At 69.7% G+C, this 26,695-nt stretch carries 21 protein-coding genes, 6 tRNA genes and 1 pseudogene; 15 read left to right on the forward strand and 13 right to left on the reverse strand.

The features are described from left to right. Nucleotides 1-151: 151 nt before the first annotated feature. The 3 genes from OG293_RS18575 (at nt 152) to purM (ending at nt 4,076) form a co-directional block, all read left to right on the forward strand. Entirely contained in the window at nt 152-970 is an 819-nt protein-coding gene (locus OG293_RS18575; protein WP_405999899.1) for an META domain-containing protein, read from the forward strand. A 480-nt stretch (nt 971-1,450) separates the two neighbouring features. Continuing rightward, nucleotides 1,451-2,968: an amidophosphoribosyltransferase gene (purF, locus tag OG293_RS18580; RefSeq protein WP_405999900.1), complete on the forward strand. Its 1,518-nt coding sequence runs from the start codon at nt 1,451-1,453 to the stop codon at nt 2,966-2,968. 31 nt (nt 2,969-2,999) lie between these two features. Then, the gene (gene purM / locus OG293_RS18585) at nt 3,000-4,076 is read left to right on the forward strand and encodes a phosphoribosylformylglycinamidine cyclo-ligase (RefSeq protein WP_405999901.1); all 1,077 of its coding nucleotides are present in this window, start codon (nt 3,000-3,002) and stop codon (nt 4,074-4,076) included. 87 nt (nt 4,077-4,163) lie between these two features. On the opposite strand, the gene OG293_RS18590 is transcribed toward purM, so the two are convergent. Continuing rightward, nucleotides 4,164-4,418 carry a DUF3073 domain-containing protein gene (locus OG293_RS18590; protein WP_005315345.1) on the reverse strand — a complete coding sequence of 85 codons (255 nt, stop codon included), beginning with the start codon at nt 4,416-4,418 and terminating at the stop codon, nt 4,164-4,166. Nucleotides 4,419-4,695: 277 nt separating this feature from the next. Then, nucleotides 4,696-5,817 carry a Leu/Phe/Val dehydrogenase gene (locus tag OG293_RS18595; RefSeq protein ID WP_405999902.1) on the reverse strand — a complete coding sequence of 374 codons (1,122 nt, stop codon included), beginning with the start codon at nt 5,815-5,817 and terminating at the stop codon, nt 4,696-4,698. Between the two features lie 116 nt (nt 5,818-5,933). Here OG293_RS18595 and OG293_RS18600 point away from each other — a divergent pair, with 116 nt between their 5' ends. Together OG293_RS18600 and bldC are read left to right on the forward strand one after the other, a co-directional pair. Beyond that, entirely contained in the window at nt 5,934-6,773 is an 840-nt protein-coding gene (locus OG293_RS18600) for a hypothetical protein (RefSeq protein ID WP_405999903.1), read from the forward strand. 532 nt (nt 6,774-7,305) lie between these two features. Beyond that, nucleotides 7,306-7,512 carry a developmental transcriptional regulator BldC gene (bldC, locus tag OG293_RS18605; RefSeq protein ID WP_003949541.1) on the forward strand — a complete coding sequence of 69 codons (207 nt, stop codon included), beginning with the start codon at nt 7,306-7,308 and terminating at the stop codon, nt 7,510-7,512. A gap of 393 nt (nt 7,513-7,905) precedes the next feature. Here bldC and OG293_RS18610 read toward each other — a convergent pair whose 3' ends face one another. From OG293_RS18610 to hrpA, 3 genes are all read right to left on the reverse strand, one after another. Next, on the reverse strand, nt 7,906-8,088 hold the full coding sequence (locus OG293_RS18610; protein WP_405999904.1) for a DUF6274 family protein: 183 nt from the start codon (nt 8,086-8,088) through the stop codon (nt 7,906-7,908). A gap of 327 nt (nt 8,089-8,415) precedes the next feature. Continuing rightward, nucleotides 8,416-8,490 (reverse strand) — tRNA-Asp (locus OG293_RS18615). A 93-nt stretch (nt 8,491-8,583) separates the two neighbouring features. Next, nucleotides 8,584-12,522, reverse strand: a complete 3,939-nt coding sequence (hrpA, locus tag OG293_RS18620; protein ID WP_405999905.1) for an ATP-dependent RNA helicase HrpA — start codon at nt 12,520-12,522, stop codon at nt 8,584-8,586. Nucleotides 12,523-12,889: 367 nt separating this feature from the next. On the opposite strand from hrpA, the pseudogene OG293_RS18625 reads away from it, so the two are divergent. Beyond that, nucleotides 12,890-13,051, forward strand: a pseudogene (locus OG293_RS18625) (cytochrome c biogenesis protein CcdA); the annotation flags it as partial. A 146-nt stretch (nt 13,052-13,197) separates the two neighbouring features. Here the strand turns inward: OG293_RS18625 and OG293_RS18630 are convergent. The 5 genes from OG293_RS18630 to OG293_RS18650 form a co-directional block, all read right to left on the reverse strand. Beyond that, nucleotides 13,198-13,271: transfer RNA gene (locus OG293_RS18630), tRNA-Phe, on the reverse strand. A 22-nt stretch (nt 13,272-13,293) separates the two neighbouring features. Beyond that, a tRNA-Asp gene (locus OG293_RS18635) sits at nt 13,294-13,368 on the reverse strand. A 39-nt stretch (nt 13,369-13,407) separates the two neighbouring features. Continuing rightward, nucleotides 13,408-13,480, reverse strand: a tRNA-Glu gene (locus OG293_RS18640). Nucleotides 13,481-13,544: 64 nt separating this feature from the next. After that, nucleotides 13,545-15,161, reverse strand: a complete 1,617-nt coding sequence (locus OG293_RS18645; protein WP_405999906.1) for a metallophosphoesterase — start codon at nt 15,159-15,161, stop codon at nt 13,545-13,547. A 64-nt stretch (nt 15,162-15,225) separates the two neighbouring features. Further along, nucleotides 15,226-15,576 (reverse strand): metallopeptidase family protein, encoded by a 351-nt coding sequence (locus tag OG293_RS18650; RefSeq protein WP_405999907.1) that lies wholly within the window; start codon nt 15,574-15,576, stop codon nt 15,226-15,228. A gap of 261 nt (nt 15,577-15,837) precedes the next feature. Here OG293_RS18650 and OG293_RS18655 point away from each other — a divergent pair, with 261 nt between their 5' ends. The 5 genes from OG293_RS18655 (at nt 15,838) to OG293_RS18675 (ending at nt 21,003) form a co-directional block, all read left to right on the forward strand. Continuing rightward, on the forward strand, nt 15,838-16,377 hold the full coding sequence (locus OG293_RS18655; protein WP_405999908.1) for a fluoride efflux transporter FluC: 540 nt from the start codon (nt 15,838-15,840) through the stop codon (nt 16,375-16,377). Continuing rightward, on the forward strand, nt 16,374-16,736 hold the full coding sequence (locus OG293_RS18660) for a fluoride efflux transporter FluC (protein WP_405999909.1): 363 nt from the start codon (nt 16,374-16,376) through the stop codon (nt 16,734-16,736). The genes OG293_RS18655 and OG293_RS18660 overlap by 4 nt, the downstream gene beginning before the upstream one ends. An 874-nt stretch (nt 16,737-17,610) precedes the next feature. Beyond that, nucleotides 17,611-19,911, forward strand: a complete 2,301-nt coding sequence (locus OG293_RS18665) for a DEAD/DEAH box helicase (RefSeq protein ID WP_405999910.1) — start codon at nt 17,611-17,613, stop codon at nt 19,909-19,911. Nucleotides 19,912-20,398: 487 nt separating this feature from the next. Beyond that, a tRNA-Lys gene (locus OG293_RS18670) sits at nt 20,399-20,471 on the forward strand. Between the two features lie 235 nt (nt 20,472-20,706). Beyond that, nucleotides 20,707-21,003 (forward strand): hypothetical protein, encoded by a 297-nt coding sequence (locus OG293_RS18675; protein ID WP_405999911.1) that lies wholly within the window; start codon nt 20,707-20,709, stop codon nt 21,001-21,003. A gap of 451 nt (nt 21,004-21,454) precedes the next feature. Here OG293_RS18675 and OG293_RS18680 read toward each other — a convergent pair whose 3' ends face one another. Further along, the gene (locus OG293_RS18680; protein WP_405999912.1) at nt 21,455-22,009 is read right to left on the reverse strand and encodes a GNAT family N-acetyltransferase; all 555 of its coding nucleotides are present in this window, start codon (nt 22,007-22,009) and stop codon (nt 21,455-21,457) included. Between the two features lie 12 nt (nt 22,010-22,021). Further along, nucleotides 22,022-23,284: a hypothetical protein gene (locus tag OG293_RS18685; RefSeq protein ID WP_405999913.1), complete on the reverse strand. Its 1,263-nt coding sequence runs from the start codon at nt 23,282-23,284 to the stop codon at nt 22,022-22,024. Nucleotides 23,285-23,455: 171 nt separating this feature from the next. Between OG293_RS18685 and OG293_RS18690 the strand changes: the two genes are divergently transcribed. The 4 genes from OG293_RS18690 to OG293_RS18705 all read left to right on the forward strand — a co-directional run bounded on the left by OG293_RS18690 (nt 23,456) and on the right by OG293_RS18705 (nt 25,032). After that, the gene (locus OG293_RS18690) at nt 23,456-23,623 is read left to right on the forward strand and encodes a hypothetical protein (protein ID WP_405999914.1); all 168 of its coding nucleotides are present in this window, start codon (nt 23,456-23,458) and stop codon (nt 23,621-23,623) included. After that, the gene (locus OG293_RS18695; RefSeq protein WP_405999915.1) at nt 23,623-24,333 is read left to right on the forward strand and encodes a phytanoyl-CoA dioxygenase family protein; all 711 of its coding nucleotides are present in this window, start codon (nt 23,623-23,625) and stop codon (nt 24,331-24,333) included. Before OG293_RS18690 ends, OG293_RS18695 begins: the two co-directional genes overlap by 1 nt. Before the next feature lie 47 nt (nt 24,334-24,380). After that, nucleotides 24,381-24,833, forward strand: a complete 453-nt coding sequence (locus OG293_RS18700) for a hypothetical protein (RefSeq protein WP_405999916.1) — start codon at nt 24,381-24,383, stop codon at nt 24,831-24,833. A gap of 124 nt (nt 24,834-24,957) precedes the next feature. Next, nucleotides 24,958-25,032: transfer RNA gene (locus tag OG293_RS18705), tRNA-Ala, on the forward strand. 22 nt (nt 25,033-25,054) lie between these two features. Here the strand turns inward: OG293_RS18705 and OG293_RS18710 are convergent. Then, nucleotides 25,055-26,296, reverse strand: a complete 1,242-nt coding sequence (locus OG293_RS18710; protein WP_405999917.1) for an MFS transporter — start codon at nt 26,294-26,296, stop codon at nt 25,055-25,057. Between the last annotated feature and the right edge of the window lie 399 nt (nt 26,297-26,695).

Here is a 26,695-nt window from a genome sequence, read left to right on the forward strand (position 1 = left end):
GCGGCCCTCGCGACCCGGACCCCGAGCCGCTCCGGATCTTCGCGACCCGGACCGCGGACGGCCCCGGGGACCGCTCCCGGTCGCTGCCCGAAACGGACGCTCTCCGAGCCAGCCCGGGGAACCGGAGCCCCAGCCGCCCCGTCCCATCGGCATGCGCGACCAGTTGAGCATCCCCGTCACCGCCCTGGCACTCCTCGCTCTCGCAGCCTGCGGCACGGAAGCGGGGTCCGGGTCCGGCGTCAGAAACGGCTCGGACTCGGCCGACGTGCCGATCACCGGGGTCCACTGGTCCGTCGACAGCGTCACCGTCGACGGCAAGAAGGCCACGGCTCCGGCGGATGCGCAGGTCGAGATCAGCCCCAAGGGCCGCGCCCAGGGCAGCTACGGCTGCAACGGCTTCAGCGCCGACGTCACGGTCGACGGCGACACGGTCACCGTGGGCAACGTGACGTCGACCGACATGGCGTGCGACAAGAACCGCATGGGCTTCGAGGACAAGCTCAGGTCCGTCTTCTCGGGCAAGCTCAAGGCAAAGATCAACGACAAGAAGCTCACGCTGACCACGCACAAGGGCGACTCCATCACCTTCTCCCCGGAGAAGCCGACCCCGCTCGCCGGCACCACGTGGGTGGTGAACTCCCTGGTCACCGGCGACACCGCGATCTCGCTGCCTGCCGGCACGGACCACACCGCGTATCTGACCTTCGACAAGCCGGGCAACGTGCGTGGCAGTCTCGGCTGCAACACCTTCACCGGTACGGCGAAGATCTCCGGATCCACGATCACCTTCGACCGGCTCGCCACGACCCGGAAGATGTGCACGGGCACGGCGCAGACCGTGGAGAGCCATCTGCTGAAGGTCCTCAAGGGCAAGGTGGCCTACGTGCTCCAGCACCGCGGCCTCACTCTCACCGCGGCGGACGGCCATGGGCTGGACGCGCTGGCAAGGCCACCGGCCCAGACCGATTGATCGGCGGAGAAGCTGCTCGGGCGCCTGGAAGCGGGGAGTGTCCGCGGAAGGGGGAGCGGCCCGTTCCGGTGAGGTGGGAGATAGGTCACGCCACTGACGACGGGTCACGGCCCGAAAGTACCTTCGTACGGGTCGGCCCACCCCTTGGCATCTCATGGGCGCGCGAGTGGGGCAAACAGGACCGCCCCGGGCGCCGGGGCCGACCCGCGTCCGGGTCCTGATCCGGCTCGCCCCCGCGGTGCGGACCAGGTCAACGCACCCTCGCTCCATCAGTGTGACCGCCCGGTCACCCCGAGCGGGCAGCGCGGGAACCCGTCCGATATGTTGCGTACGCGTCAAGAATCGTTCCGCAATGCGGACACCCGACCCGGCCCCGGCACCCCCGCCATACAGGCAAAGTCCCCATCCGGCCACCCCGGCCCGCGCGCGCTCCGCATCCCCAATTCGGACCAGTGGTCGATCTCGCCTACACTCGGTGCCGTGCCACGTGGTGACGGACGACTCAACCACGACCTGCTCCCCGGTGAGAAAGGCCCCCAGGACGCTTGCGGCGTCTTCGGTGTCTGGGCTCCCGGCGAAGAGGTCGCGAAGCTCACTTACTTCGGGCTCTACGCCCTCCAACATCGAGGCCAGGAATCCGCGGGAATCGCGGTGAGCAACGGCTCGCAGATCCTCGTCTTCAAGGACATGGGCCTGGTCTCACAGGTCTTCGACGAGACCTCCCTCGGCTCTCTCCAGGGTCATATCGCGGTCGGTCACGCCCGCTACTCGACCACGGGTGCCTCCGTGTGGGAGAACGCGCAGCCGACCTTCCGGGCCACGGCCCACGGCTCGATCGCGCTCGGCCACAACGGAAACCTGGTCAACACCGCCCAGCTCGCCGAGATGGTCGGGGAGCTCCCGAAGGAAAACGGCCGGTCCACCCGGGTCGCCGCCACCAACGACACCGATCTCGTCACCGCGCTCCTCGCGTGCCAGGTCGACGACGACGGCAAGCCGCTGACCATCGAGGAAGCCGCCGCCAAGGTGCTCCCGGCGGTCCAGGGGGCGTTCTCCCTGGTCTTCATGGACGAGAGCACCCTGTACGCGGCCCGCGACCCGCAGGGCATCCGCCCCCTCGTCCTCGGCCGCCTCGACCGCGGCTGGGTCGTGGCGAGCGAGTCCGCGGCCCTCGACATCTGCGGCGCCAGCTATGTCCGCGAGATAGAGCCGGGCGAGCTCATCGCCATCGACGAGAACGGTCTGCGCACCTCGCGCTTCGCTGAAGCAAAGCCCAAGGGCTGTGTCTTCGAGTATGTCTATCTGGCCCGCCCGGACACCGACATCGCCGGCCGGAACGTCTATCTCTCCCGTGTGGAGATGGGCCGACGGCTCGCCAAGGAAGCCCCGGTCGACGCGGATCTGGTGATAGCGACTCCGGAGTCGGGCACGCCCGCCGCCATCGGTTACGCCGAGGCGAGCGGAATCCCGTACGGCTCCGGCCTGGTGAAGAACGCCTACGTCGGCCGCACCTTCATCCAGCCGTCCCAGACCATTCGTCAGCTGGGCATCCGCCTCAAGCTGAACCCGCTCAAGGAAGTCATCCGGGGCAAGCGCCTCGTGGTCGTCGACGACTCGATCGTCCGCGGCAACACCCAGCGCGCCCTGGTCAAGATGCTCCGCGAGGCCGGCGCGGCCGAGGTCCACATCCGGATCTCGTCCCCCCCGGTGAAGTGGCCCTGCTTCTTCGGCATCGACTTCGCCACCCGCGCGGAGCTCATCGCCAACGGCATGTCGATCGAAGAGATCGGCACCTCGCTGGGCGCGGACTCCCTCTCCTACATCTCCATCGACGGCATGATCGAGGCGACCACCATCGCCAAGCCGAACCTCTGCCGCGCCTGCTTCGACGGCGAGTACCCGATGGACCTTCCCGATCCCGAGCTGCTCGGCAAGCAGCTGCTGGAGACCGAGCTGGCGGGTGGCGCCGATGCCGCCGACGCGCTCCGTCGCCCGTAACCCCCGCAGTACGACACGAAAGCTCTTCAGCATGTCTGAGAAGACCACCGGTGCCAGCTACGCAGCCGCGGGCGTCGACATCGAAGCGGGCGACCGCGCCGTCGAGCTGATGAAGGAGTGGGTGAAGAAGACACAGCGCGCCGAAGTCGCGGGCCTAGGCGGCCTCGGCGGTTTCGCCGGTCTCTTCGACGCCTCCGCCCTCAAGCGGTACGAGCGCCCGCTGCTCGCCTCCGCCACCGACGGCGTCGGCACGAAGGTCGACCTCGCCCGCAAGATGGGCGTGTACGACACGATCGGCCACGACCTCGTCGGCATGGTCGTCGACGACCTGGTCGTCTGTGGTGCCGAGCCCCTCTTCATGACCGACTACATCTGTGTCGGCAAGGTCCACCCCGAGCGGGTCGCCGCCATCGTCAAGGGCATCGCCGAGGGCTGTGTGCTGGCCGGCTGCGCGCTGGTCGGCGGCGAGACCGCCGAGCACCCGGGCCTGCTCGGCGAGGACGACTTCGATGTCGCCGGCGCCGGTACGGGCGTGGTCGAGGCCGACCGGCTGCTGGGCGCGGATCGTATCCGTAAGGGTGACGCGGTCATCGCGATGGCGTCTTCCGGCCTTCACTCCAACGGGTACTCACTCGTCCGTCATGTCGTGTTCGACCGCGCACACATGTCCCTGGACCAGCAGGTCGAGGAGTTCGGCCGGACGCTCGGCGAGGAACTGCTGGAGCCCACCAAGATCTACTCGCTGGACTGCCTGGCACTCACCCGGACCACCGAGGTGCACGCCTTCAGCCACATCACCGGCGGCGGGCTTGCCAACAACCTCGCCCGGGTCGTCCCGGCCGCTCTGCACGCGGTCGTCGACCGTTCGACCTGGACTCCCGGCGCGGTGTTCGAGCTGGTCGGCAAGGCCGGCCAGGTGGAGCGCCTGGAGCTGGAGAAGACCCTGAACATGGGCGTGGGGATGATGGCCGTCGTCCCCGAGGAGTCGGTGGACGCGGCGCTGACCACACTCGCGGACCGCGGCGTCGACGCCTGGGTCGCGGGAGAGATCACGGACCGCGGCGACCGTTCGACCGGTGCGGAGCTCGTCGGCGACTACGCGGGCTGAGAGGCCCCGCGCGGGCGACGGGCAAGCTGAACAGCACAGAACCCGGTCCGGGGAAGCCCGGACCGGGTCGGTGTGACTCGTGCAACGTCAAGCGCCGCGGCGCTGTTGCGACGACGGGCCGGACTCGTCGTCCTCGTCCTCGTCGTCGTTGTACAGATCCGCGTACTGTGCGTACGGGTCGTCTTCCTCGTCGTCGTCCTCGAACGGCTCGCCGTTCGGAGGCTGACTCGAAGTCGAAGCGCCCAGCTCGTTGGCCAGACGCGACAGGTCAGTCCCGCCGCTGTTGTACTTCAGCTGGCGGGCGACCTTTGTCTGCTTGGCCTTGGCCCGGCCGCGCCCCATGGCTCGACCCCCTCGGTGACGGGGCTCGACGGCCCCAGAGTCTTGACACGCGTTCATGATTCGGAACGGGCTCTCCGTGGAGAGACCGGTCCGTAGGGCTTCAACGGTACCTGCTTCCGCGGCCATACGGTACGCCGCCCGCATGACGTGCCACTTCACAGAACCCGCGAGGAGCCCCGTCCTCGCTGGTCAACTGCGATTTTAACCTCTTCTTGGCAGTCGACCCGCCCACCGGGGTGAGTCTTCTCTCCCAGTCGGCGGGCCGGCGTGCCCGCGATCAGCCGCGACGGGCCTCGGCCATGCGCTGCTCGGCGATCCGGTCGGCCGCCGCGGCCGGCGGAATGCCGTCTTCCTTCGCACGTGCGAATATCGCCAGCGTGGTGTCGAAGATCTTCGACGCCTTCGCCTTGCAGCGGTCGAAGTCGAAGCCGTGCAGTTCGTCGGCCACCTGGATCACGCCACCGGCGTTCACCACGTAGTCGGGGGCGTAGAGGATGCCGCGGTCCGCGACGTCCTTCTCCACGCCCGGGTGCGCGAGCTGGTTGTTGGCCGCGCCGCAGACCACCTTCGCGGTGAGCGCGGGCACGGAGATGTCGTTCAGCGCGCCGCCGAGCGCACAGGGGGCATAGACGTCCAGGCCATCGGTACGGATCAGGGCGTCGGTGTCCGCGACCGCGGTGACCTGCGGGTGCTTGTCGAGGATCCGGCGCACCGACTCCTCGCGCACATCCGTGATCACGACCTCGGCGCCGTCCTGGAGCAGATGCTCGACCAGGTGGTGCCCGACCTTGCCGACGCCCGCGATGGCTACCCTGCGGCCGCGCAGCGTCGGGTCGCCCCACAGGTGCTGGGCCGAGGCGCGCATGCCCTGGAAGACGCCGTAGGCGGTCAGCACGGAGGAGTCGCCCGCGCCGCCGTTCTCGGGGGAGCGGCCGGTGGCCCAGCGCGTCTCACGGGCCACGACGTCCATGTCGGCGACATAGGTGCCGACGTCGCAGGCGGTGACGTAGCGGCCACCGAGGGACTCCACGAACCGTCCGTAGGCGAGGAGCAGCTCCTCGCTCTTGATCGTCTCGGGGTCACCGATGATCACGGCCTTGCCGCCGCCGTGGTCGAGCCCGGCCATGGCGTTCTTGTACGACATCCCGCGGGAGAGGTTCAGCGCGTCCGCGACGGCCTCTTCCTCGCTGGCGTACGGGTAGAAGCGGGTGCCGCCGAGGGCCGGGCCCAGGGCGGTCGAGTGGATGGCGATGACGGCCTTGAGGCCGGAGGCGCGGTCCTGGCAGAGCACGACTTGCTCGTGGCCGCCCTGGTCCGATCGGAACAGGGTGTGCAGGACGCCGTCGGTCAGATCGGTCACGGTGGTGACTCCCAAGTACGAGGCGGCGGATGAAGGCATTCCTGTGGGTGGGGAAGGCCCAGTTGGGCAAGAGGGTAAGTCCTACGCGAGCGTAGATCCGACGCAGTGCTGAGGATCACCCCCCGGCGGAGTACCGGCGTGGAAGGATTTGCGGCATGCCAGCGTTGTCCTCGGTCCTCGTTCCCTACGCGGCCTACCTGCGGGTGTACGAGCCGCTGGCGGCCTTTCCCGAGCCCGAACGGAGCCACTGGGCCCGTTATGCCCGCCGGGAGCGCAACCCCACCGCCCAGGACGAACTGCGCCGCTCCCTCGCCGATCTGCTGCCGACCCCGCCGGTCGCCGTCCCCGTCCACGAGAGCGGCGACGCGTTCGTGACGGAGGTGGACGGGGTGGTGTGCGTCTGCCCCTGGCGCACCCGGCTGCGCGGCTGGCTGGCCCTGGAGGAGCTGGCCGAGCAGCTGCCGGCGCCCCTGCTCGACGCGGTGCTGCCACCGGTGGTGCGCGGGCAGGCGGCCGCGGACTACGAGCAGTGGCGCGAGCGGAACCCGGATGCGAGGCCGTGGATCAGGACGGCGGTCTGGCAGGTGCCGGTGCGCTGGTTCGTGCTGTTCTCGGACGAGGAGCGCGAGTACGAGCCGGCCGGACCCGCGGCGGCCCGCCTGCGCTACCGGACGCCGATGGTGCAGGCCCGCAGACGGGTGGCCCGGTCGCTGAAGACACTGCGCGAGACGATCGACGAGGGCCCGCTGACCGAGGGCCTGGTCGATGTGGGGCGGTGGCTGGAGGAATTCCATCCGCGCTCGCTGGTCGAGCTGGACTACGGCGGGCTGGTTCACGCGCTGACGGGACCGCAGCTCGCCGAGGACCGCTCGGCGGCGGACGTGGCCGAGGGGATCGCCGCACTGCAGGCCGGGGACAGCGAAGGGGCGGGCGAGGCGTACGCCCGCCTCGTCGAGCGCTGGCGTGCTGTGAGAGACCTTCAGTTCGCCAACTGAGGGCCTCCGTGGATCATTGAGCCCTCGGCTCGGGACCCAGGGCCGCTCGTTTGGATCTTGCAGGGCTCGCGGTCTGATCCGACCGAAAGTCCCTGGGTCCCGATCCGGGCCTTTGTCTCAAGCGTGACGGACGGCACTTACTGGGCCCTTGCGCCTATCGCCTACCCTCGTGTCAAAATAGGACAAGGAGTCCGGGGAGGGCTCCTTCCGTCCAACTAAGGGCGGAATTCTCGGCATTGCACTCTTTGGGGGGTCTGGTGACTCCTGATCACTCTGTGACTGATCGTCACTGTGTCGTGACTGTCCGTTATGGCATGGTCCATCGGCCTTCCACCACTGATGGACACCTCAGAGGGCAATTCCATCGGTTTGGCCGACGCGGCTGGACGGATGGTGTAGTTGTAGTGCCGAGGACAAGCCGTTCGTCCTATAACCGACTCGTCCCGCGTCCGCCATTTCGGGCAACGCGGGTCAAGGTGCAGAATTTAGAGGAAAGAACCGAGAAGGTTCGGTTCTCCCGAGGAGGCCGCTCATGACCGCTCGCACCCCTGATGCCGAGCCGCTGCTGACCCCGGCTGAGGTTGCCACGATGTTCCGCGTGGACCCGAAGACGGTCACCCGTTGGGCCAAGGCAGGCAAGCTCACGTCCATCCGCACGCTCGGTGGACATCGTCGGTATCGCGAGGCAGAGGTCCGCGCACTGCTTGCGGGTATTCCGCAGCAGCGCAGCGAGGCCTGAACACCCCATTTGATCGGGCATTTCCGGGACCCCCATCCCGGTAAGCCCCCCTATAGCTCCACATGACGGGCGTCTGCCCCAACGGACACCTTCGTCATCGGTCGCGCTGGACTCCGCCGGGTCCAGCGCGATTTTTTTGTGCCCGGGGAGGGGCGGGGCTGACCGGCCGGCACCGCGTCCGGTGCTCCGGGGAGGGCGTGGCGTGGCGGGCGTGGCGGGGCGGGCGTCGAGATGCTCGGAGGAGGGTGCAATTGCACATATTAAATTGGTCGGTTGTAAGAAGGGGGTAAGTTGCCTCATTCGGGAAACCTGTTCGGTGACTCCCGTCACACTGCACGACTCTTGCCAAAGCCGAGCCTGACACGGCTGAACTCACGTGTCTGCGGCCGTAGGTCACTCGGGCGCGGGACCTTGGTCCTCGGCATGGGGTGCGGACGTGGAGGGTTCCATGGCGAGCCGTAGAAGGCGGTGGCAGATCGGGCAGTGCCGAGTGAGGTGCCGGTAGCCGGATGCGGCCTTCAGGTGGGCGCGCAGAAGCGCCTTGGTCTCGTGCTGCCTCGCTGCGGACGCCGCCATGCACGTCACCTCCGGGTGTGTGCCGTCCTCTAAGGACTGGGTACCGGTGGCAGATGACGCCGTCAAGATGCCCGCACGGCACGGGTGTCCCTGTGCGGCGGGTGTGATGGATGAGCCGCCTGGGTCGCTTCTCGGGGCGTTCTGACGTCATGGGGGTTCAATGGCTGGGCTGTCCGTCCCGAGAGGCCGCCAGGGCCGCCGGAAGGCTGCCCGGGGCGTACGGAGAGTGCGGGGGCCGGGGCGGGCGGAACACGGGCCCCGGCGCGAGTCGTCCGAGGGGGTACGACGAAGGCCCGCACCGAGTGGTGCGGGCCTTCGTATTCACTGCGGTCCTGACGGGATTTGAACCCGCGGCCTCCACCTTGACAGGGTGGCGAGCACTCCAAACTGCTCCACAGGACCAGGTTTCGCAGCCCGTATGTGCGTTGGCTGCGAGAGAGACTCTACAGCAGCTCAGGGGGTGCGGTCGAACTCGATGCAAGGCACCCGGCCGGGTCAGGGCGCCACCGTGTCGATCGCCTTCACGATCCGCTTGTCCGAGACCGGATACGCCGTGCCCAGCGCGTGCGCGAAGTAGCTCACCCGCAGCTCCTCGATCATCCAGCGGATGTCCAGGACCTCCCGCGGGACGGGCCGTCCCCGCGGCATCTGCTCCAGCAGCCAGGCGTACTCGTCCTGCATCTCGTGGACCTTCTCCATACGCGTCGTGTCGCGCTGGACGGCCGTCGGCATCTGCTGGAGACGGCGGTCCACGGCGACCAGATAGCGCATCAGGTCCGGCAGCCGGCGCAGGCCGGTCCGGGTGACGAAGCCGGCCGGCACGAGGGCGGCCAGCTGCGCGCGGACGTCCTGGACGTTGGCCACCAGCACCAGGCTGTTCGTCGCCTTGAGACGGCGCTCACAGGCCTGCCAGGCGGCCAGGATCTGCTGGACCTGGTCCACGGTCCGTACGGTCGCGTCGACGAGATCGGCGCGCACCTTGTCGAACAGCTTGCGGAACGACTCCTCGTCCCAGGCCGGGCCGCCGTGGTCGGCGATCAGCTTGTCCGCCGCGGCCGTGGCGCAGTCGTCGAAGAGTGCCTGGACCGAGCCGTGCGGATTGCGGGACAGTGCCAGCTTCTGCTGGTTGCTCAGCCTGTCGGAGGCGAACTTCGCCGGGTTCACCGGGATGTTCAGCATGATCAGCTTCCGTGTGCCCTGCCACATCGCCTGCTGCTGCTCCGCCTCGGTGTCGAAGAGGCGTACGGAGACGCTGTCACCGGCGTCCACGAGCGCGGGATAGGCCTTGACCGGCTGGCCCGCCCTCCGGGTCTCGAAGACCCGCGTGAGCGTGCCGATCGTCCAGTCGGTGAGGCCCGCACGTTCCAGGGACTGACCGGAGCCGGAGGGCCCGGAGGCGGCAGCCGCCGCTGCCTGGGAGAGGGCCTGACGCGCCTTCGGTTTCAGCTGGAGCTTCAGCGCCTCGAGATCCTTGTTCTCGGCGAGCTTCTTGCGGCGCTCGTCGATGATCCGGAACGTGATCTTCAGGTGGTCGGGCACCCGGGACAGATCAAAGTCGTCCGCGGTGACCGGGACGCCCACCATGCGCTGGAGCTCGCGCGCGAGCGTGACCGGGAGCGGCTCCTGCAGGGGCACGGCGCGCTCCAGGAACGCCTTCGCGTAGTTCGGTGCCGGGACGTAGTGCCGGCGGACCGGCTTGGGGAGCGAGCGGATCAGCTCCATCACCACGTCCTCACGCAGCCCGGGGATCTGCCAGTCGAAGCCCTCGCCGGTGACCTGGTTCAGCACCTGGAGGGGGATGTGGACGGTCACACCGTCCGCGTCCGCGCCCGGCTCGAACTGGTACGTCACCCGGAACTTCAGCCGCCCCTGCCGCCAGGAGTCCGGATAGTCGTCCTTGGTGACCTGCCCGGCCTTCTCGTTGATGAGCATCTCGCGCTCGAAATCGAGGAGTTCGGGCTCCTCCTTGCGCTGCTGCTTCCACCAGGAGTCGAAGTGCGCGCCGGAGACGACGTGCTCGGGCACCCGCCGGTCGTAGAAGTCGAAAAGCGTCTCGTCGTCCACGAGGATGTCGCGGCGGCGCGCCCGGTGCTCCAACTCCTCGACCTCGGTGAGGAGTCTGCGGTTGTCGGCGAAGAACTTGTGGTGCGTACGCCAGTCGCCCTCGACCAGGGCGTTGCGGATGAAGAGGTCGCGGGAGGTCTCCGGGTCGATGCGCCCGTAGTTCACCTTGCGCTGGGCGACGATCGGCACGCCGTACAGCGTGACGCGCTCGAACGCCATCACCGCCGCCTGGTCCTTCTCCCAGTGCGGCTCGCTGTAGGCGCGCTTGATCAGATGCTGCGCGACCGGCTCGATCCACTCGGGCTCGACCCTGGCATTGACCCGGGCCCACAGCCGGGAGGTCTCCACGAGCTCCGCGGACATGATGAAGCGTGGGGGCTTCTTGAAGAGCGCCGACCCGGGGAAGACGGCGAACTTGGCGCCGCGGGCCCCCAGATACTCGTTCTTGTCGGTGTCCTTCAGACCGATGTGCGAGAGCAGACCCGCCAGCAGGGAGGTGTGGACGGACTGCTCCGGAACGGCCGCGTCCGCCGAGGGCTCCTCCATGTGGAGGCCCATCTGCTTGGCGACCGTGCGCAGCTGGGCATAGATGTCCTGCCATTCGCGGATGCGCAGGAAGTTCAGGTACTCCTGCTTGCACATCCGGCGGAAGCTGGAGGAGCCGCGCTCCTTCTGCTGCTCGCGCACATAGCGCCAGAGGTTGAGATAGGCGAGGAAGTCGCTGGTCTCGTCCTTGAAGCGGGCGTGCTGCTGGTCGGCCTGCGTCTGCTTGTCGGCGGGGCGCTCGCGCGGGTCCTGGATGGACAGCGCGGCCGCGATCACCATGACCTCGCGTACGCAGCCGTTCTTGTCGGCCTCGATGACCATCCGGGCCAGGCGCGGGTCGACGGGGAGCTGGGAGAGCTTCCGGCCGAGCGGCGTGAGCTTCTTCTTCGGATCCTTCTGGGCCGGGTCGAACGCGCCCAGCTCCTGGAGGAGCTGCACACCGTCGCGGATGTTGCGGTGGTCCGGCGGGTCGATGAAGGGGAACTTCTCGATGTCGCCGAGGCCGGCCGCGGTCATCTGGAGGATGACGGAGGCCAGGTTCGTCCGCAGGATCTCGGCGTCCGTGAACTCCGGGCGCGCCTCGAAGTCGTCCTCGGCGTACAGCCGGATACAGATGCCGTCGCTCGTCCGGCCGCAGCGGCCCTTGCGCTGATTGGCGCTGGCCTGGCTGATCCGCTCGATCGGCAGACGCTGGACCTTGGTGCGGTGGCTGTAGCGGGAGATACGGGCGGTGCCCGGATCGATCACGTACTTGATGCCGGGGACGGTCAGCGAGGTCTCGGCGACATTGGTCGCCAGGACGATGCGGCGGCCGGTGTGCGCCTGGAAGACACGGTGCTGCTCGGCGTGCGAGAGGCGCGCGTACAGCGGTAGCACCTCCGTGAATCGATGCTGCTTCTTGTTGAGCGCGTCCGCCGTGTCGCGGATCTCGCGCTCGCCGGAGAGGAAGACGAGGATGTCGCCCTTGCCCTCGGCCTGGAGTTCCTCGACGGCGTCGCAGATCGCGGTGATCTGGTCGCGGTCGGATTCTTCGCTGTCGTCCTCCAGCAGCGGGCGGTAGCGCACCTCGACCGGGTACGTACGGCCGCTGACCTCGACGATCGGGGCGTCGCGGAAGTGGCGCGAGAAGCGCTCCGGGTCGATGGTCGCGGAGGTGATGATCACCTTGAGGTCGGGGCGTCTGGGCAGCAGCTGGGCGAGGTAGCCGAGCAGGAAATCGATGTTGAGGGACCGCTCGTGGGCCTCGTCGATGATGATCGTGTCGTACGCGCGCAGCTCGCGGTCCGTCTGGATCTCGGCGAGCAGGATGCCGTCCGTCATCAGCTTGACGAAGGTGTCGCCGCCGACCTGGTCGGTGAAGCGGACCTTCCAGCCGACGGCCTCGCCGAGCGGGGTCCTCAGCTCCTCGGCGACGCGTTCGGCGACGGTGCGGGCGGCGATCCGGCGCGGCTGCGTATGGCCGATCATGCCGCGTACGCCCCGGCCCAGCTCCAGGCAGATCTTCGGGATCTGGGTCGTCTTTCCCGACCCGGTCTCGCCCGCCACGATCACGACCTGGTGGTCCCGTATCGCCGAGAGGATCTCGTCCTTCTTCTGGCTGACCGGGAGTTGTTCGGGGTACGAGACCTCGGGGACCTTGGCGGCGCGCCGGGCCGACCGGGCTGCTGACTGCTCGGCCTCGGCGGCGATCTCGTTCAGCACGGCCTGCCGCGCCTCGGGCTTACGGATGCGGCGGGCACCTTCGAGACGGCGGCCGAGCCGGTGGGCGTCGCGCAGGGACGCCCCGGCCAGCAGGGTCTCAAGGTCTGCGAAGGAAGTAGACATACGGACCCCAGGATCGCACCCCCGGGAAACCACTGGCGAACGCATTTCGTCCGTAAGCCCGGTGCGGCTTCATCCGCGAGTTGGTGCAGTGTGGAGCAGATCCGTTCACTCCCCCACGAAGGGCCCGCACGTCCATGCAGATCGGCGGCGAGTGCCGGCGCCGTCATCAGGCGACCGTGACCGCGCTGCTGGGGCTGCTTCTGGGTGTTCTGCTGTGCTCGACCGCACACGTGGGTGCCGCGTCGGCGGACAGCCGGGGCGCGGTCGCCGCTGCCGTGGCGGACCGGGGCGGGGATTCGGCCGCCCACGGTCGGGACGGGGCTCCGGCCGCGGCCGAGCAGGGCGGGGTACCCGGCTGCCAGGGGGCGCGCTACCGGGTCTGCTCCCGGTCGACGACTCGTTCGCCGCGGAGCAATGGGCGAGCGGCCTCGGCGAGGCGGTCCCGGACTGGGCGCTGCTGATCGTCGTGGTGGCGGTGACGTCGGTGGTGCTGGCGGTCTGGGGCCGGCGGCGCCGGGAGCGGGGGTGAGGCAAAGGGACCCGTCCTCGGGACGGGGCCCTGCTGCTCATGCCCATGGCACACGTTCGTCAGCAGGTGAGACAGGGCTCCGCCCCTGAACCGGCCCCGGAACACGGCAAAAGCCCCGGTCCAGAAGGGCCGGGGCTTTCGGGTTGTGGCTGGGGCCGGGGTCGAACCGGCGACCTATCGCTTTTCAGGCGATCGCTCGTACCAACTGAGCTACCCAGCCACGCAGCTCTCGCGAGCCGCAGCGGTCCTGACGGGATTTGAACCCGCGGCCTCCACCTTGACAGGGTGGCGAGCACTCCAAACTGCTCCACAGGACCAAGCAATGTGCGAGCACAAGTCTCGCACATGGTTTTGCGTGCCCCCAACGGGATTCGAACCCGTGCTACCGCCTTGAAAGGGCGGCGTCCTGGGCCACTAGACGATGAGGGCTAAGGGCCCGCCTGGGCGCTTCGCAGCGCGTCGGGGACGTGAGAAGCATATGGGATGCGGGGAGCTATCGCCAAAACGGTTTACGGGGGTCCTGGCGGCGGTCCCAGGACAGGGCGGTCGGGGACGACGAGGTGCCCAGGGAGGGCGCCCTCGTGGAGGGGGTCGGCGACGGGGTCGCGCCCGGCTGGTTGTCCTTGGGGAGATGGCGGCTGACCTCGGCCGTCGTCAGGCCCAGCCCGCCCAGCGTGATCTCGTCCCACGCCTGGAGCCGCCGCGTCGCACGGTCCAGGTAGAGCACGGACGCAAGCACCTTCTCCGGCCTCTGGTTCTGGACCGCCCGCAGTCCTCCGCCGCCCGTCGAGCCCTCGATCTTCAGGAGCGAGCCGTGCTTCATGACCTCCGTCTCGCGGTGGTGGACATGGCCCGCCAGGACCAGCGGGACCTCGCCGTCGGTCTCTCGGGCCGCGACCGGGTTGTGGGTGACCGCGATGTCGACCGGGGTTCCCGCGCGTGCCTGGTCGCGCAGGGCCGAGGCGAAGCGGATGCCTGTCATGCGTTCGGCCGGGTCGCCCTGGGCGACGATCGAGCGGTCGGGGGTGAACTGCGGATCGCCGAAGCCGGCGATCCGCAGGCCGGCGACGGTGACCGCGCGGCCCTCGTCGAGGACGTGCACGTTCTTCAGGCGGGAGAGATACGCCTGGGTCGTGCGGGAGTCGTGGTTGCCGCGGACCCAGACATAGGGCGCGCCGAGGTCGGGGATCGGGTCGAGGAAGCCGTTCTCGGCGGTCGTGCCGTGGTCCATGGTGTCGCCCGAGTCGATGATCACGTCTATGCCGTACTGCTCGACGAGCGAGGCGATGATGTGCCACGACGCCGGGTTGAGATGGATGTCGGAGACGTGCAGCACCCGCATCGTGCCCGGGTCCGGCCGGTAGGTGGGCAGCGTGGACGTCGCGTCGTACAGCTTGGTGACATTGGTGACCAGGCGCGCCAACTCCTTCTGGTACACGTCGAATTCGGTGACGATCGAGCGGGCGTTGCCGACGACGGAGGGGGCGCTGGACAGCAGCCCGGAGAACTTCGGCTCCAGGACGGACTTCGGGTTCCAGGTGGCGTACGCGGAGATCCCGGACGCGGTGAGGAGGGCGAGCGCGAGGCCGCCGGCCGCGAGGGCCCGGCGCGGACGGCGGTAGACCGCGAGGCCGAGCGCGGTCGCGCCGGAGACGACGGCGACGCAGGAGCGCACGGCCAGCTCGGTGGTTCCGTCGGCGACGTCATGGGCGACCTCGTCCTGGAGGCCGGAGAGGCGTTCGGGGTGTTCGACGAGCGCCTGGGAGCGTTCCGGGTCGAGCTGGTCGACGTCGACGTCGAGGCGGACGGGTGCGACATGGGAGTCGAGCTCCAGCGCGCCCAGCGGGGAGACGTTGATCTTCGTGCCGCCCGACAGGGACGGCCGCAGGGTCATGGTGGTGTCCATCGGGCCGACCGGCGCCCGGACGCTGCCGACGATCAGCAGGCCGAGCCAGGCTCCGAGCAGGACGACGGCGGTGAGGCCCAGGGCCCGGATCCAGGGGTGAGGTGTGTGGACCAAGGTGCTGGTGGGGCTGGTGCTGCGCGAGCGGTAGTGGCGCTGGAGCCGGCTGAGCACGGTACGGATCGGTTCCGGAGCTTCACGGGCCATTGGTCCCGTATGCCCAGCACGGGCGGGGGCCATGCGGAGGCCCTTCCGGGTGGAGTGCCCTGCCCTATCCCCATCCCAGCTCGTGCAGCCGTTCGTCGTCAATGCCGAAGTGGTGGGCAATCTCGTGGACCACGGTCACGGAAACCTCGTGCACGACGTCTTCCGGTGTCTCGCAGTAGCGCAGGGTCGGCCCCATGTAGATCGAGATTCGATCGGGGAGGACCCCTGCGTACCACTCGCCGCGATCGGTCAGCGGTGTTCCCTCGTACAAGCCCAGCAGCTCAGGGTCGGATCGGTCGGGCTCGTCCTCGACGAACACCGCCACGTTGTCCATCACCCGTGTCAGCTCGGGCGGAATCTTGTCCAGAGCCTGGCTCACCAGCTCTTCGAACGCCTCGCGCGTCATCTCCAGCACGCTGACCATTGTCCGCCAAGGATCGGGAACGGGCGGCAGGGTGTTGTGGTTGCCCGGCGGAACCTGAGGTCGCACCGACGTATCTCCTTCAACGGAAGCTGTCACAATCGCCCCCATGGATGCCGTGTCGATTCTGGATCCGCCTCGCGGACCTGTGTCGGTTGGTGGTTCCGGGGTGCGTGAGATCGCCCGTCACTTCGGGATCGACGACGACGGGCTGCACGCGTTGGGGTACGGATGAGCGGGGCGACTGGCCCAGGGATGAACGGACCGGGGCAGACGGGGCCGGGGGAGACAGTCCCGGGTTCGACGGGCCCGGCGGGCGGTGCGGAGGCTGAACCGGAGGCCATCGATCCGGATGTCGATCTGCATGTGCCCGCGCAGCGCGCCGAGATCGCGGGAAGCCACAAATGGGCTGTGCTCGGTGTGATCTCGGCGGGCGGTGTGGCGGGAGCGCTCGCCCGCTACGAGGTGTCGCTGGCCTGGCCGTCCGTGTGGTCGACCCTCTGCGTCAACCTTCTGGGCTGCGCACTGATCGGCGTGCTGATGGCCCTGGTCAGCGAGGGCGCCCGGGGCGCCCGGGCCGCGCATCCGCTGGTGCGGCCGTTTCTCGGCGTGGGTGTCCTCGGAGGATTCACGACCTTCTCGACGTATGCCCTGGACTTCTCGAAGCTCCTGGACCGCGACGAGGCCGACACCGCTCTGGCGTACGCGGCCGGCACGGTCGTCGGCGCGCTGGGCGCGGTGTGGCTGGCGGCCACCGTCACCCGCCGCCTCGTGAGGCGGCAGGCGGCGACGTGAACTGGCTGCTGGTGGTGGCGGGCGCGGCGGTCGGCGCGCCCCTGAGGTATCTGACGGACCGTGCGGTGCAGGCCCGGCACGACTCGGTGTTCCCATGGGGGACCCTCGTCGTCAACGCGGCGGGGAGCCTGGTGCTCGGCACGCTCTCGGGGGCGGCCGTCTCCTCCGGCACGTACGCGCTGCTCGGTACCGGTCTGTGCGGGGCGCTCACGACGTACTCCACATTTTCCTACGAGACCCTGCGGCTGGCCGAGCGCGGCTGGATCTTCCTGGCCGCGGCGAATGTGGGCGCTTCGCTGCTGGTAGGGCTCGGATCGGTGTTCCTGGGCGCGGACTTGGCGCGCGGGCTCGTGGCGTAGCGGGCGCCCGGAGGCGCGTCCGGGCGGGCTTCCGGGCGTGCTTGTGGGCGTGTCCCTTGTGGGGCACAGGGAGTTGGGCAGTAAAACCGCATCCTTGTGCTCCGGAGGTGCCGCTCGTGCGCCAGTTGTCCGCCCCAGGCCGTTTGGCTGTCTGGATCGCCACATCGCTGGCGGTCACAGCCTCGGCAGGCTGTATGAGCGTGAGCGACGACGAGGTCGGGAAGCCGGCTCCCCGCTCGTCCGCGGACCGACCGGGGGCGGTGGCCGAACCGGACGGTGGGCACGGGGTGTCCGGCTCCCGGCACAGCAGTGACGGGCACGGATCCGGCAAGCCGGCAAAGGAGAGCGCGGACGAGACGACGTCGCCGAGCCCGAGCAGTACCGCGGCTCCGACGGCGAAGCCGACCCGGGGCGTAGTGCGCCCCCAGGTGCCCGGGGTTCCCGAGCCCACGCGAGGCGACGGCTCGTCCCCGTCCCCCCAGCCGTCACCGCCGCCGACGCAGCCCTCCGAGCCGCCTGTGGCGAGCCCCACACCACCGCCGAGCGAGCCGTCGGATCCGCCCTCCGCGTCATCGGCGCCCGAGGTGCACGCCGGGGCGATTCAGTTGGCGGACGGACAGCTGACGCATGCCGAACCAACGGCATCACCGCAGGTCGGGCCCATGTAACCGGGGTCACCCGGATGCGGTTTGCCTTTTGTGGGGGAGGGTGCGTATGGTTATAGATCGTTTGATCCCATTGCCTGGCGCCGACACAGAAGAGCGCCGCGTGGCGCGTACTCTCCCTTGCCGTGGCTGACCGCATTGAGGCGGTCGCATTTGCGATTCACGGAGTTTGGGCGCGTGCCGAGACTCCGGAAGGTTTCGCATTTCGCATGTCCACTTTCAGTACTGATCACGCCGTCATGCCCGAGAACGACGAGAACGTCGTCGCCGCCGTTGACGCTGTCGACGAGACGCCCGACGCCGTCGAGACCCTCGTAGAGAGCACCGCCGCCGCCGACGACATCACCGCCGACGACACCACCGCCGCCGACGACACCACCGACGCCGCCGACGAGGTCACCTTCGGCAACCTGGGCCTGCCCGAGGGCGTCGTCCGCAAGCTCGCGCAGAACGGCGTGACCGTCCCCTTCCCGATCCAGGCCGCGACCATCCCGGACGCCCTGGCCGGCAAGGACATCCTGGGCCGTGGCCGCACCGGCTCCGGCAAGACCCTCTCCTTCGGCCTCCCGCTGCTCGCCACGCTGTCCGGCGGCCACACCGAGAAGAAGAAGCCCCGCGGCGTCATCCTCACCCCGACCCGTGAGCTCGCGATGCAGGTCGCGGACGCGCTCCAGCCGTACGGCGATGTGCTCGGCCTCAAGATGAAGGTCGTCTGCGGCGGTACGTCCATGGGCAACCAGATCTACGCGCTCGAGCGCGGCGTCGACATCCTCGTCGCCACCCCGGGCCGACTGCGCGACATCATCAACCGTGGCGCCTGCTCGCTGGAGCAGATCCAGGTCGCCATCCTCGACGAGGCCGACCAGATGTCCGACCTGGGCTTCCTGCCCGAGGTCACCGAACTGCTCGACCAGGTCCCGGCCGGCGGCCAGCGCATGCTCTTCTCCGCGACGATGGAGAACGAGATCGGCACGCTGGTCAAGCGCTACCTGTCCAACCCGGTCAGCCACGAGGTCGACAGCGCCCAGGGCAACGTCACGACCATGACGCACCACGTGCTCGTCGTGAAGCCGAAGGACAAGGCGCCGGTCACCGCGGCGATCGCCGCCCGCAAGGGCCGCACCATCATCTTCGTCCGCACCCAGCTCGGCGCGGACCGTATCGCCGAGCAGCTCTGCGACGCCGGTGTGAAGGCCGACGCGCTGCACGGCGGAATGACGCAGGGCGCCCGTACCCGCGTTCTCGAGGACTTCAAGAAGGGCTACGTCAACTCGCTCGTCGCGACCGACGTGGCCGCCCGGGGCATTCACGTCGACGGCATCGACCTGGTCCTGAACGTGGACCCGGCCGGCGACCACAAGGACTACCTGCACCGCTCGGGCCGTACCGCCCGCGCCGGCAAGTCCGGCACGGTCGTGTCGCTGTCCCTGCCGCACCAGCGCCGCCAGATCTTCCGGCTGATGGAGGACGCGGGCGTCGACGCCTCGCGCCACATCGTGGGCGGAGCGGGCGCGTTCGACCCGGAGGTCGCCGAGATCACCGGCGCGCGTTCGCTGACCGAGGTCCAGGCCGACTCGGCGAACAACGCCGCCAAGCAGGCGGAGCGTGAGGTCGTGGACCTCACCCAGCAGCTGGAGCGGGTGCAGCGCCGTGCGGCCGAACTCCGCGAGGAGGCCGACCGTCTGGTGGCCCGTGCCGCGCGCGAGCGGGGCGACGACCCGGAGACGGCCGTTGCCGAGGTCCAGGCCGTCGCCGAGGCCGAGGTCGCCGCCGAGGTCGCGGCTTCGGTACCGGAGCAGCCGGCGGAGCGCCGCGAGGAGCGTCGCGACGACCGGGGCAGCTTCGAGCGCCGTGGTGGCGACCGGGGTGACCGTGGCGGCTTCCGCCGTGACAACGACCGTCCCTCCGGTGGCTTCCGCCGTGACAATGACCGTCGTGACGACCGTGGTGGCCGTTCCTTCGAGCGTCGTGACGACCGTCCCTCCGGTGGCTTCCGCCGTGACAACGACCGTCCCTCTGGTGGCTTCCGCCGTGACAACGACCGTCGTGACGACCGCGGTGGCTTCAACCGTGACGACCGCCCGACGGGTGGCTTCCGCCGCGACAATGACCGTCCGTCCGGTGGTTTCCGCCGTGACAATGACCGTCCGTCCGGTGGCTTCAACCGTGACAATGACCGTCCGTCCGGTGGCTTCAACCGTGACGACCGCCCCTCGGGTGGCTTCCGCCGTGACAATGACCGTCGTGACGACCGTGGTGGCCGTTCCTTCGAGCGTCGTGACGACCGTGGCGGCTTCCGCCGTGACGACCGCCCGTCCGGCCACCGTGGCAGCGACCGTCCGTTCAACCGCGACCGCCGTGACGACCGCCCCGCGGGCGGCTTCCGCTCCGGCTCGTCGGACCGCCCGCACGGCCGTCGTGACGACCACCGCGGCGGCACCGGCACCGGCACGAACACCGGCTCCTTCGGTCGCCGTGACGACAAGCCGCGCTGGAAGCGCAACGGCTGATCGCAGCTGACCCTTTGACAGGGCCCGTACGACACTTCGGTGTTGTACGGGCCCTCTCTGTCTCCTGTGGGGCGGCTGTCACGTTCCGTGCACGCGTAAGGGGGTGGCACCGGGGGCCGGCACTCACCAGGTCGACCGCGGAGATCGTGCCGCGTCCTCTTCCTGCGCTCGCTCGCAGGTACGGAGAGACCCCTGACTCGACTGCGCGGCCCTGGCGGGCCATCGTCCGCCGGACGTTCGGCACCATCCTGGTGCCGGTCCTGGGCGCTTACATCGGCACGGGCACGGGCACGGGCTCAGGCACGGGCTCAGGCACGCTGGCCGCCCGCGTGAAGATCGGCCCGGGCCGGCGGGCCGGCGGGCCCGGGCTGTACCGGCCTTCCCGCGAACCTCCGCAGGAGCGGCGACGGGCCGACGACGGGCCGGTGATCCGATACCCGATCGGCTCACCGGCAGCGTCCGGCTATGCTCAGGGGTGTTGTGCCGAGGGCCGTTAGCTCAATTGGCAGAGCAGCGGACTTTTAATCCGTTGGTTGTGGGTTCGAGTCCCACACGGCCTACAGCTCGCGAGGCGGAGGAACCTTCCTCTGACCTGCTACTTAGCGCCCCATCCGACTTCTTCGGGTGGGGCGCTTTGCTGTGCCCGGGGCGTCCGTTGGCCTGATGTGAGCCCGACGTGAGCCCGGCGGTACGAGCGGCCTGCCTCGGCACCAGCCTCACCGCGGCTTCGGCAGCCTTCCGTGCGACCTCGGGCAGGACGCTGGTGTACGTGTCCGAGGTGATGGTTATGGAGGAGTGGCCGAGCATCTCCTGTACGTCCTTCATCTCGGCGCCGGCGCGCTGCGCGACTGGACAGCCTCGCCTGCCTTCCCGCCCGGCGGATGGCGGGGAACCATGGGCGAGCTGCACCGGCAGCTCAGCAGCGCCGGCCGAGGCTTTGCCGAGGGGTGGCCCAAGACCCCGGCCGTGCTGAGCGCCCGGATTCGGCAGGTAGCTCCAGCGCTCCGCGCTCGCGGTATCCATGTGGCGCGCACATCGGGCAGCAACAAGCACGGCAAGGTGTACGCCGCTACTCACGATCCCGTCTCATGACCCGGCCCCCGACACGCGCCCCGGAACGGCAACAGCCGCCCGGGGCGCTTCCACGTGCGGGGGACGCACGGGGGACGACGGGTACGCCTCATCGGTCGCGAGTCGTCCCCCTCCCACCCGAGCGGGAACGGCACCCCGGACCAAGCGGGGGACGCGGGGGACGATTTCAACCCCTCTCCCCTCTGTCTCACCCAGAGAAGGAAGAAGGAGGGGGAGGGGAGAGCGCGAAGATCGTCCCCTGCGTCCCCCCGCGTCCCCTGGGATCGCGGGACCTGTCCGCACCGCGACCGGTCGTGCCTTGTGCGGGCGCGCGCGACTAGCGCAGGGCACTGACAACCGACCCCGGAAGGTCCGGCGCGCACCCGGTTCCCTCCTCCTTCGCGCGCATAGGCGGCGCGCTTGGTAGAAGACTCCCGCGACCGGTCGCTGCGCCTTACGCGCGCGGAGCAGCTCAGTGAAGGTCGAGCAGCATCACGTCGTGCAGGTCCGCGCCCGCCCATGGGCGCGCGTCGCCGATCTTGCGGTACCCCCATGCCCGGTACGCGGCCACGGCCGCCTTGCTGTCCGGGTGGACGTTGAGCAGGACCCGCTCGGCCTCGGTGCCGTCGAGGACGGCATCGTGCAGGCGACGGGCGATACCCTGCCTGCGCCATGCGGCACGCACGGCGAGTTCCATCAGGCCGAACGTCCGGCGGCCGTCCTCGCGCCGCATCTCGTCGGGCACGGGCACGATCAGTTGGTCCCACCAGCCCGTCTGCGGCCCGAGGGGGTAGCCGTACGCCATGCCGATGGCCTCGCCGTCCGAGTCGCTCGCCAGGGCGCCGCGGAAGGTGGCCTTGCGGGTCTGGGACCGGAAGCGGCGGAACGCGGCTGCGACGTCGGTCTCGGTCTCGTCGTAGGGCGGCTCGGCGAACGCCTCGGCGTAGACCAGGCGGAACGCTTGCTCGGCCCTGGCGGCGGCCGGCCCGTCGAACTGCTCGACGCTGGCCTGTGCTGGCTGACTCATCCGGCGGCCCTCTCACGCGGTTTCGCGGATACGTGCCACGCATTCGCGGGCGGTTGGGCTGTCGACTACCCCGGCCGCCCGCTGGAAATCGTGCACTTTGCCCAGCAGGCGGGGCGAGGCGATGCCGCCCCAGGTATCCAGCACGCGGCCCACCTCGGCACACGCCTCGTCGACCTCCCCCGCGGCGAGGAGAACACCGGCGAGCTTGACGCGGTACGAGGCGCTGTTACGGGCGAGTTCGCCGCCGATGCCGCGCACGGCAGCCCGGAGAAACGGCACGGCGCGCTTGGGCTGATCTGCCCGTACGTACATGTCCGCTGTGGCGTAGTCGACCTCGAACGGACCGACGAACTTTGCCCAGTTGGGCACGTCCGCGTCGGAGTCCGCGCGCCCTTGGTAGCTGACTGCGCGGGTAAGGGCGCGGCGGGCGCCCGACAGATCTCCGGCGTGCGTGGCGACGTTGGCATCGCGGAGCGCGATCACGAGGTGCACCGTCGCACCCGCCCCTGCTTGGGTTGCGAGGCGGTAGGCGTTCTCCACGGCGCTCGCGGCCTCCCAGGATCGGCCGGCCTTGACCGCGAGGAGTACGAGGGTCTCCAGCACGGAGACCTGTAGCAGCGGGTTGTCGACGAGCTGCGCCGCGGCGAGGGCTTCCATGCAGGCGGCGCGTCCCTCCGCGATGCGTCCGCCGTCGTAGCCGTACCAGGCCCGGTGCCCGTGCAACTCGGCGAGCATCCTCTGTAGCTCACGGCCCACGCCGGAGGTGTACGAGGCGCTGCCCAGGGCTCGCGTGATCTCCGCCTCGATGCGCTCGGCCTGCGTGCTCGCCGGCACGCTGCCCGCGGTGTGGTCTGTCTGGTAGAGCCCGTCGAGGCGCTCTCTCAGCCGCCCGAGATCGGCCGTGCCGATGCGTGGGCCCGGCGCGGCGGGCAGCAGGGCAGCGGCAGCGAGGGCGCCCGCGTCTGCGACGAACGTTCTCCTCTTCACCTCTCCAGCGTCGCTGATCGGCGCCGCAACCGTCACGCGATGACCGGGGACGTCGAACCCCATCTCGGCGAGGGGCATGCCGAACATGGCTTCAAGTACGGCTTGCTGGCCCGGGTGCGGCAGGGGCGGGGGCGTCTCGCTCTCCCACCGTCGCAGTTGCCGGACGCTCACCGCGGCGGCGATGCCGAGCCGGGCGGCTTCCTGCCGGAACGCCTTGACGAACGCCTCCTGCGTGTGGCCGGCAGCCCGCCGTAACCGTGCCAGCCCGCCCGACTCCTGCCCCGTCATGCGTTTCCCCTTCGCAGCTGCGGGTCGTGCGCCCACCGTAGTGATCTGGCCCCGGACTCGGGCGCGGAAACGTCCGCCCAAACGTCCGGTGCTTGCTCGCCCATGACGCCCCCTCAAGCGGTGCACTGGTGACACACCGAACCACAACGCCCCTGAGCAGCGGGAGTGCGCATGCCCATGACCCTTCGTGTGTACGACGTCAACGGCCAGACGGGACAGGTCGCCCACGAGCGTGCCGAGGTGGTCGTCGGGCCCGGGGTCCGGGACAGCCCGCCGATGAACTCCCTCGCCTTCCCGCCCTGCCAGTGCACCCGGTGCCGGCCGAAGGGCGAAGCCTGATGAGCGAGCCCCTCACCATCAGCTACACGGGACCGAGCCCGCTCGGCGAGGACGGATACCGGACTGGGCTGGAGTGGAACACCGACAGGCGAGCCCGCGCCCGAGCTGCCGAGATCATCGCCGAGCACCGAGCCGAGCGGACCGAGGTCGTGCTCGACGCGCACCTGCGCTTCGAGTGGGCCGCGCACGCGGTACGCGCCCCCGGAGTGGTCGCCGCCGTGCAGGAGACGATCGGCGAGGCGGTCGCCGTCGAGAACACCTTTCTGATGATCAAGTGGCCCGGCCGTGAGTTCCGAGTGCCCTGGCACCAGGACGGCACCAACCGACGGATGCAGCTCGACCACGCCCGCTCCGTCGCGGCCTGGCTCGCCATCACCGACGCGACCACCGCCAACGGCTGCTTGCAGGTCATCCCCGGCTCACACGCCGGCGGCTACCTCGGCAACGACCGCGAGACGACCAGCGCCCGCCGAGGCAGAGCCCTCGGAGTGCAGGGCATGCCCAACGGACCTCACGACCACGGCCTATGGCTGCCGCTCGACGCCGGGGAGGCATGCCTGATGGACGTCCGGCTCCTGCACCGCTCGGACAGCAAAACGACCGCCGGCGCCCGAATCGGCCTGAACATCCGCTACGTCGCTCCCGGTGCCATCCGGTCGAGCGGCGCCCACAGCCCCAGCCTGTACTCGTTGACAGGGTCGAGCTGGTGATCACGCACCACCTGCAACGCACCATCGGCAACGAGAGGAGAACCACCGTGACCATCCTCGAAACCAGCACTCCGCCGATCACCCGCGTCCGGGTGCTCACCGGCGAGGACGTCGACTCCGCCCGGCGCGGCAGCAAGCGCGTCGTGGCGTTCAGCGACTGCCGGTACTACTGCCCCGACACCGCGACCGTCGAGCGGTGCATCGAGCACCTGCGCGCCAGCGACGAGCGGCTGCGCTCCCGCCCCGACGAGCAGATGCTCTGGGACTGGGAGTGCACGTACTTCGAGGCCGACCCGGACAACGAGAACGGCGGCGGGACGGTCCTGCTGGGCGTCGCCTGGTACGACCGCGCGTTCTTCGACGACCGTCGGGGCGCCTGGTTCGGCGCCATGCACACCCGCATCTACCAGGAGATCGGCGTCCCGTTCGAGAACGTGACCGTTGAGCACTGGCTCGCGCTCGACGCGGCCGAGTGGAAGCCGGAAGCGCCCGCGGCGTAACCGTCGGGCCCCCTCCGCCTGCCTCGCCCCTCGCCGGACCTGCACCACCGGCGGGGGGCGAGGCGCATAGCCCTGGGAAAATCGCTGGCCCCGTGGTGGGGCAGGCTGCCTATGATCACCGCAAGCGGGGTCGTAGCACAGAGGTAGTGCGCCTACACAGCATGGAGGAGGACGCCGGTTCGAATCCGGCCGCCCCGCCCTTCAACCTTGAGAACCGCGGTTTATCGGCTAGCCGTCGAGAGGGCTGGCAGAGCCGCATCCCGCCGCCGCAGTCGTGAGGCTGCCAGCAACGCGCCGAGCGCCGTTCCCGTGACCATGACTCCGCCCGCGACGAAGGCCCCTCGCGGTGAAGCGTCCACCAGCAACGGCAGCACGAGCATTCCGGCCGTGCCGCCGGCCCGGATGATCGTCTGATCGACGGACATCAAGCGCAGCCGTTCCGCCGGGGCGAACGCGCCGAGGTGCGCGCGCAGAGTGACGCTCGTAGCCGGGGTGACGATGCCAGTCAGCAGGGCGAGCAGGAGCAGCGCAGGCAGGTCGAGCACCAGGCCCATGCAGGCGGTAGCCGCTCCCTGTAGAGCCCACGCACCGCAGTAGACGGTCAGCCAGCCGCCCGAGCGCCGGTTACTCGCGAGAGGGTTACCGAGCAGCGCCCCGACGCCCACGGCCGCCGTGACGAGTCCGTACACCGCGGCACCCGCCCCGTACCGGGTGGCGAGCAGGGCAGGCATTCCGATGGCAGTCACGGCCGAGCAGAACAGGGCTACCCCGTGCAGGCCGATCGCCAATCCGACCCGCGGGTGCTCACGCAGCACCGGCCCCGCCGGGACGGACGACCGCACCCTGCCCCCAGGGCGACCGGCAGCTCCGCCTGCCGAGGTCGCGTAGCGGCGAGCCAGCCAGCGCAGCGCCACGGCGGACACGGCGAACGTCGCGCCGTTCAGGGCGAAGAGCTGTACCTCGGAGACGAAGAGCAGCAGCACGCCGATGCTGGCCGGGCCCGCGATACGGGCGATGCGGCCCGTGAGGTCGAGGAGACCAGTGATCTGCTGCACCCGCTCGGGCTCGACGAGATCGGGCACCAGGGCGCCGAGGTTGGGATCGAAGAGCGCCCCGAGCGTGCCGAGGAGCAGCACACCGGCGAGCAGCAGAGCGATGCCCCGCGCGTCGGGCGACCACAGGAACGGCAGTGCGACCGCGACCGCTGCCCGCGCCCCGTCGACCCATGCGAGTGCCCGGTACGAGGAGAAGCGGGAGACGAGCCGCCGGCCCACGGTGCCGAGGGCGATGTACGGCAGCGACTCGGCCACCGCGACGAGGCCCATGAGCGAGGCCGAGCCGGTCGCGGCATAGACGACCCACATGACCGCGAGGGCATAGAGGCGGTCCCCGAGGACCGAGAGGCTCTGTGCGAGCCACAGCACCAGTACGGGCCGCCGTCGCAGCAGCCGCAGGTGTTCCATGCGTCCTCCGGGCCGAGCCGTGCCAGACCGGGCACAACAGCCCCGGCCGAATCGCGGCCCACCCTAGGCCCGATCGGAGCAACCGGCGCAGCGTTCTCCAACACCTCACACGAATGCGGCACAGCCGGTGCTCATCACTGCGTAGTGGTCGTCATGGGCAGCAGAGGAAGCAGCCAGACGAGCAGGTCAGAGGGGTGGAGAGGTGAGCCCGGACGCCTACGGACGGGGTGGCACGGGCCGGTGGTCGGGTGGCTGGGGCACCCGCTCTGACCAGCCAGAACGGCATGAACCCCCGTTGACGCAGGTCAACGGGGGGTTCCGGGGGTTTCTCGGTGCTGCTGGCGGCTGCGCGCCACGGCAGTGGAATGCTCCTCGCTGTGCCTGAAGATCCGCAGGACA

Origin of the sequence: Streptomyces sp. NBC_00829 (assembly GCF_045161795.1) — a bacterium.
Lineage (GTDB): Bacteria > Actinomycetota > Actinomycetes > Streptomycetales > Streptomycetaceae > Streptomyces.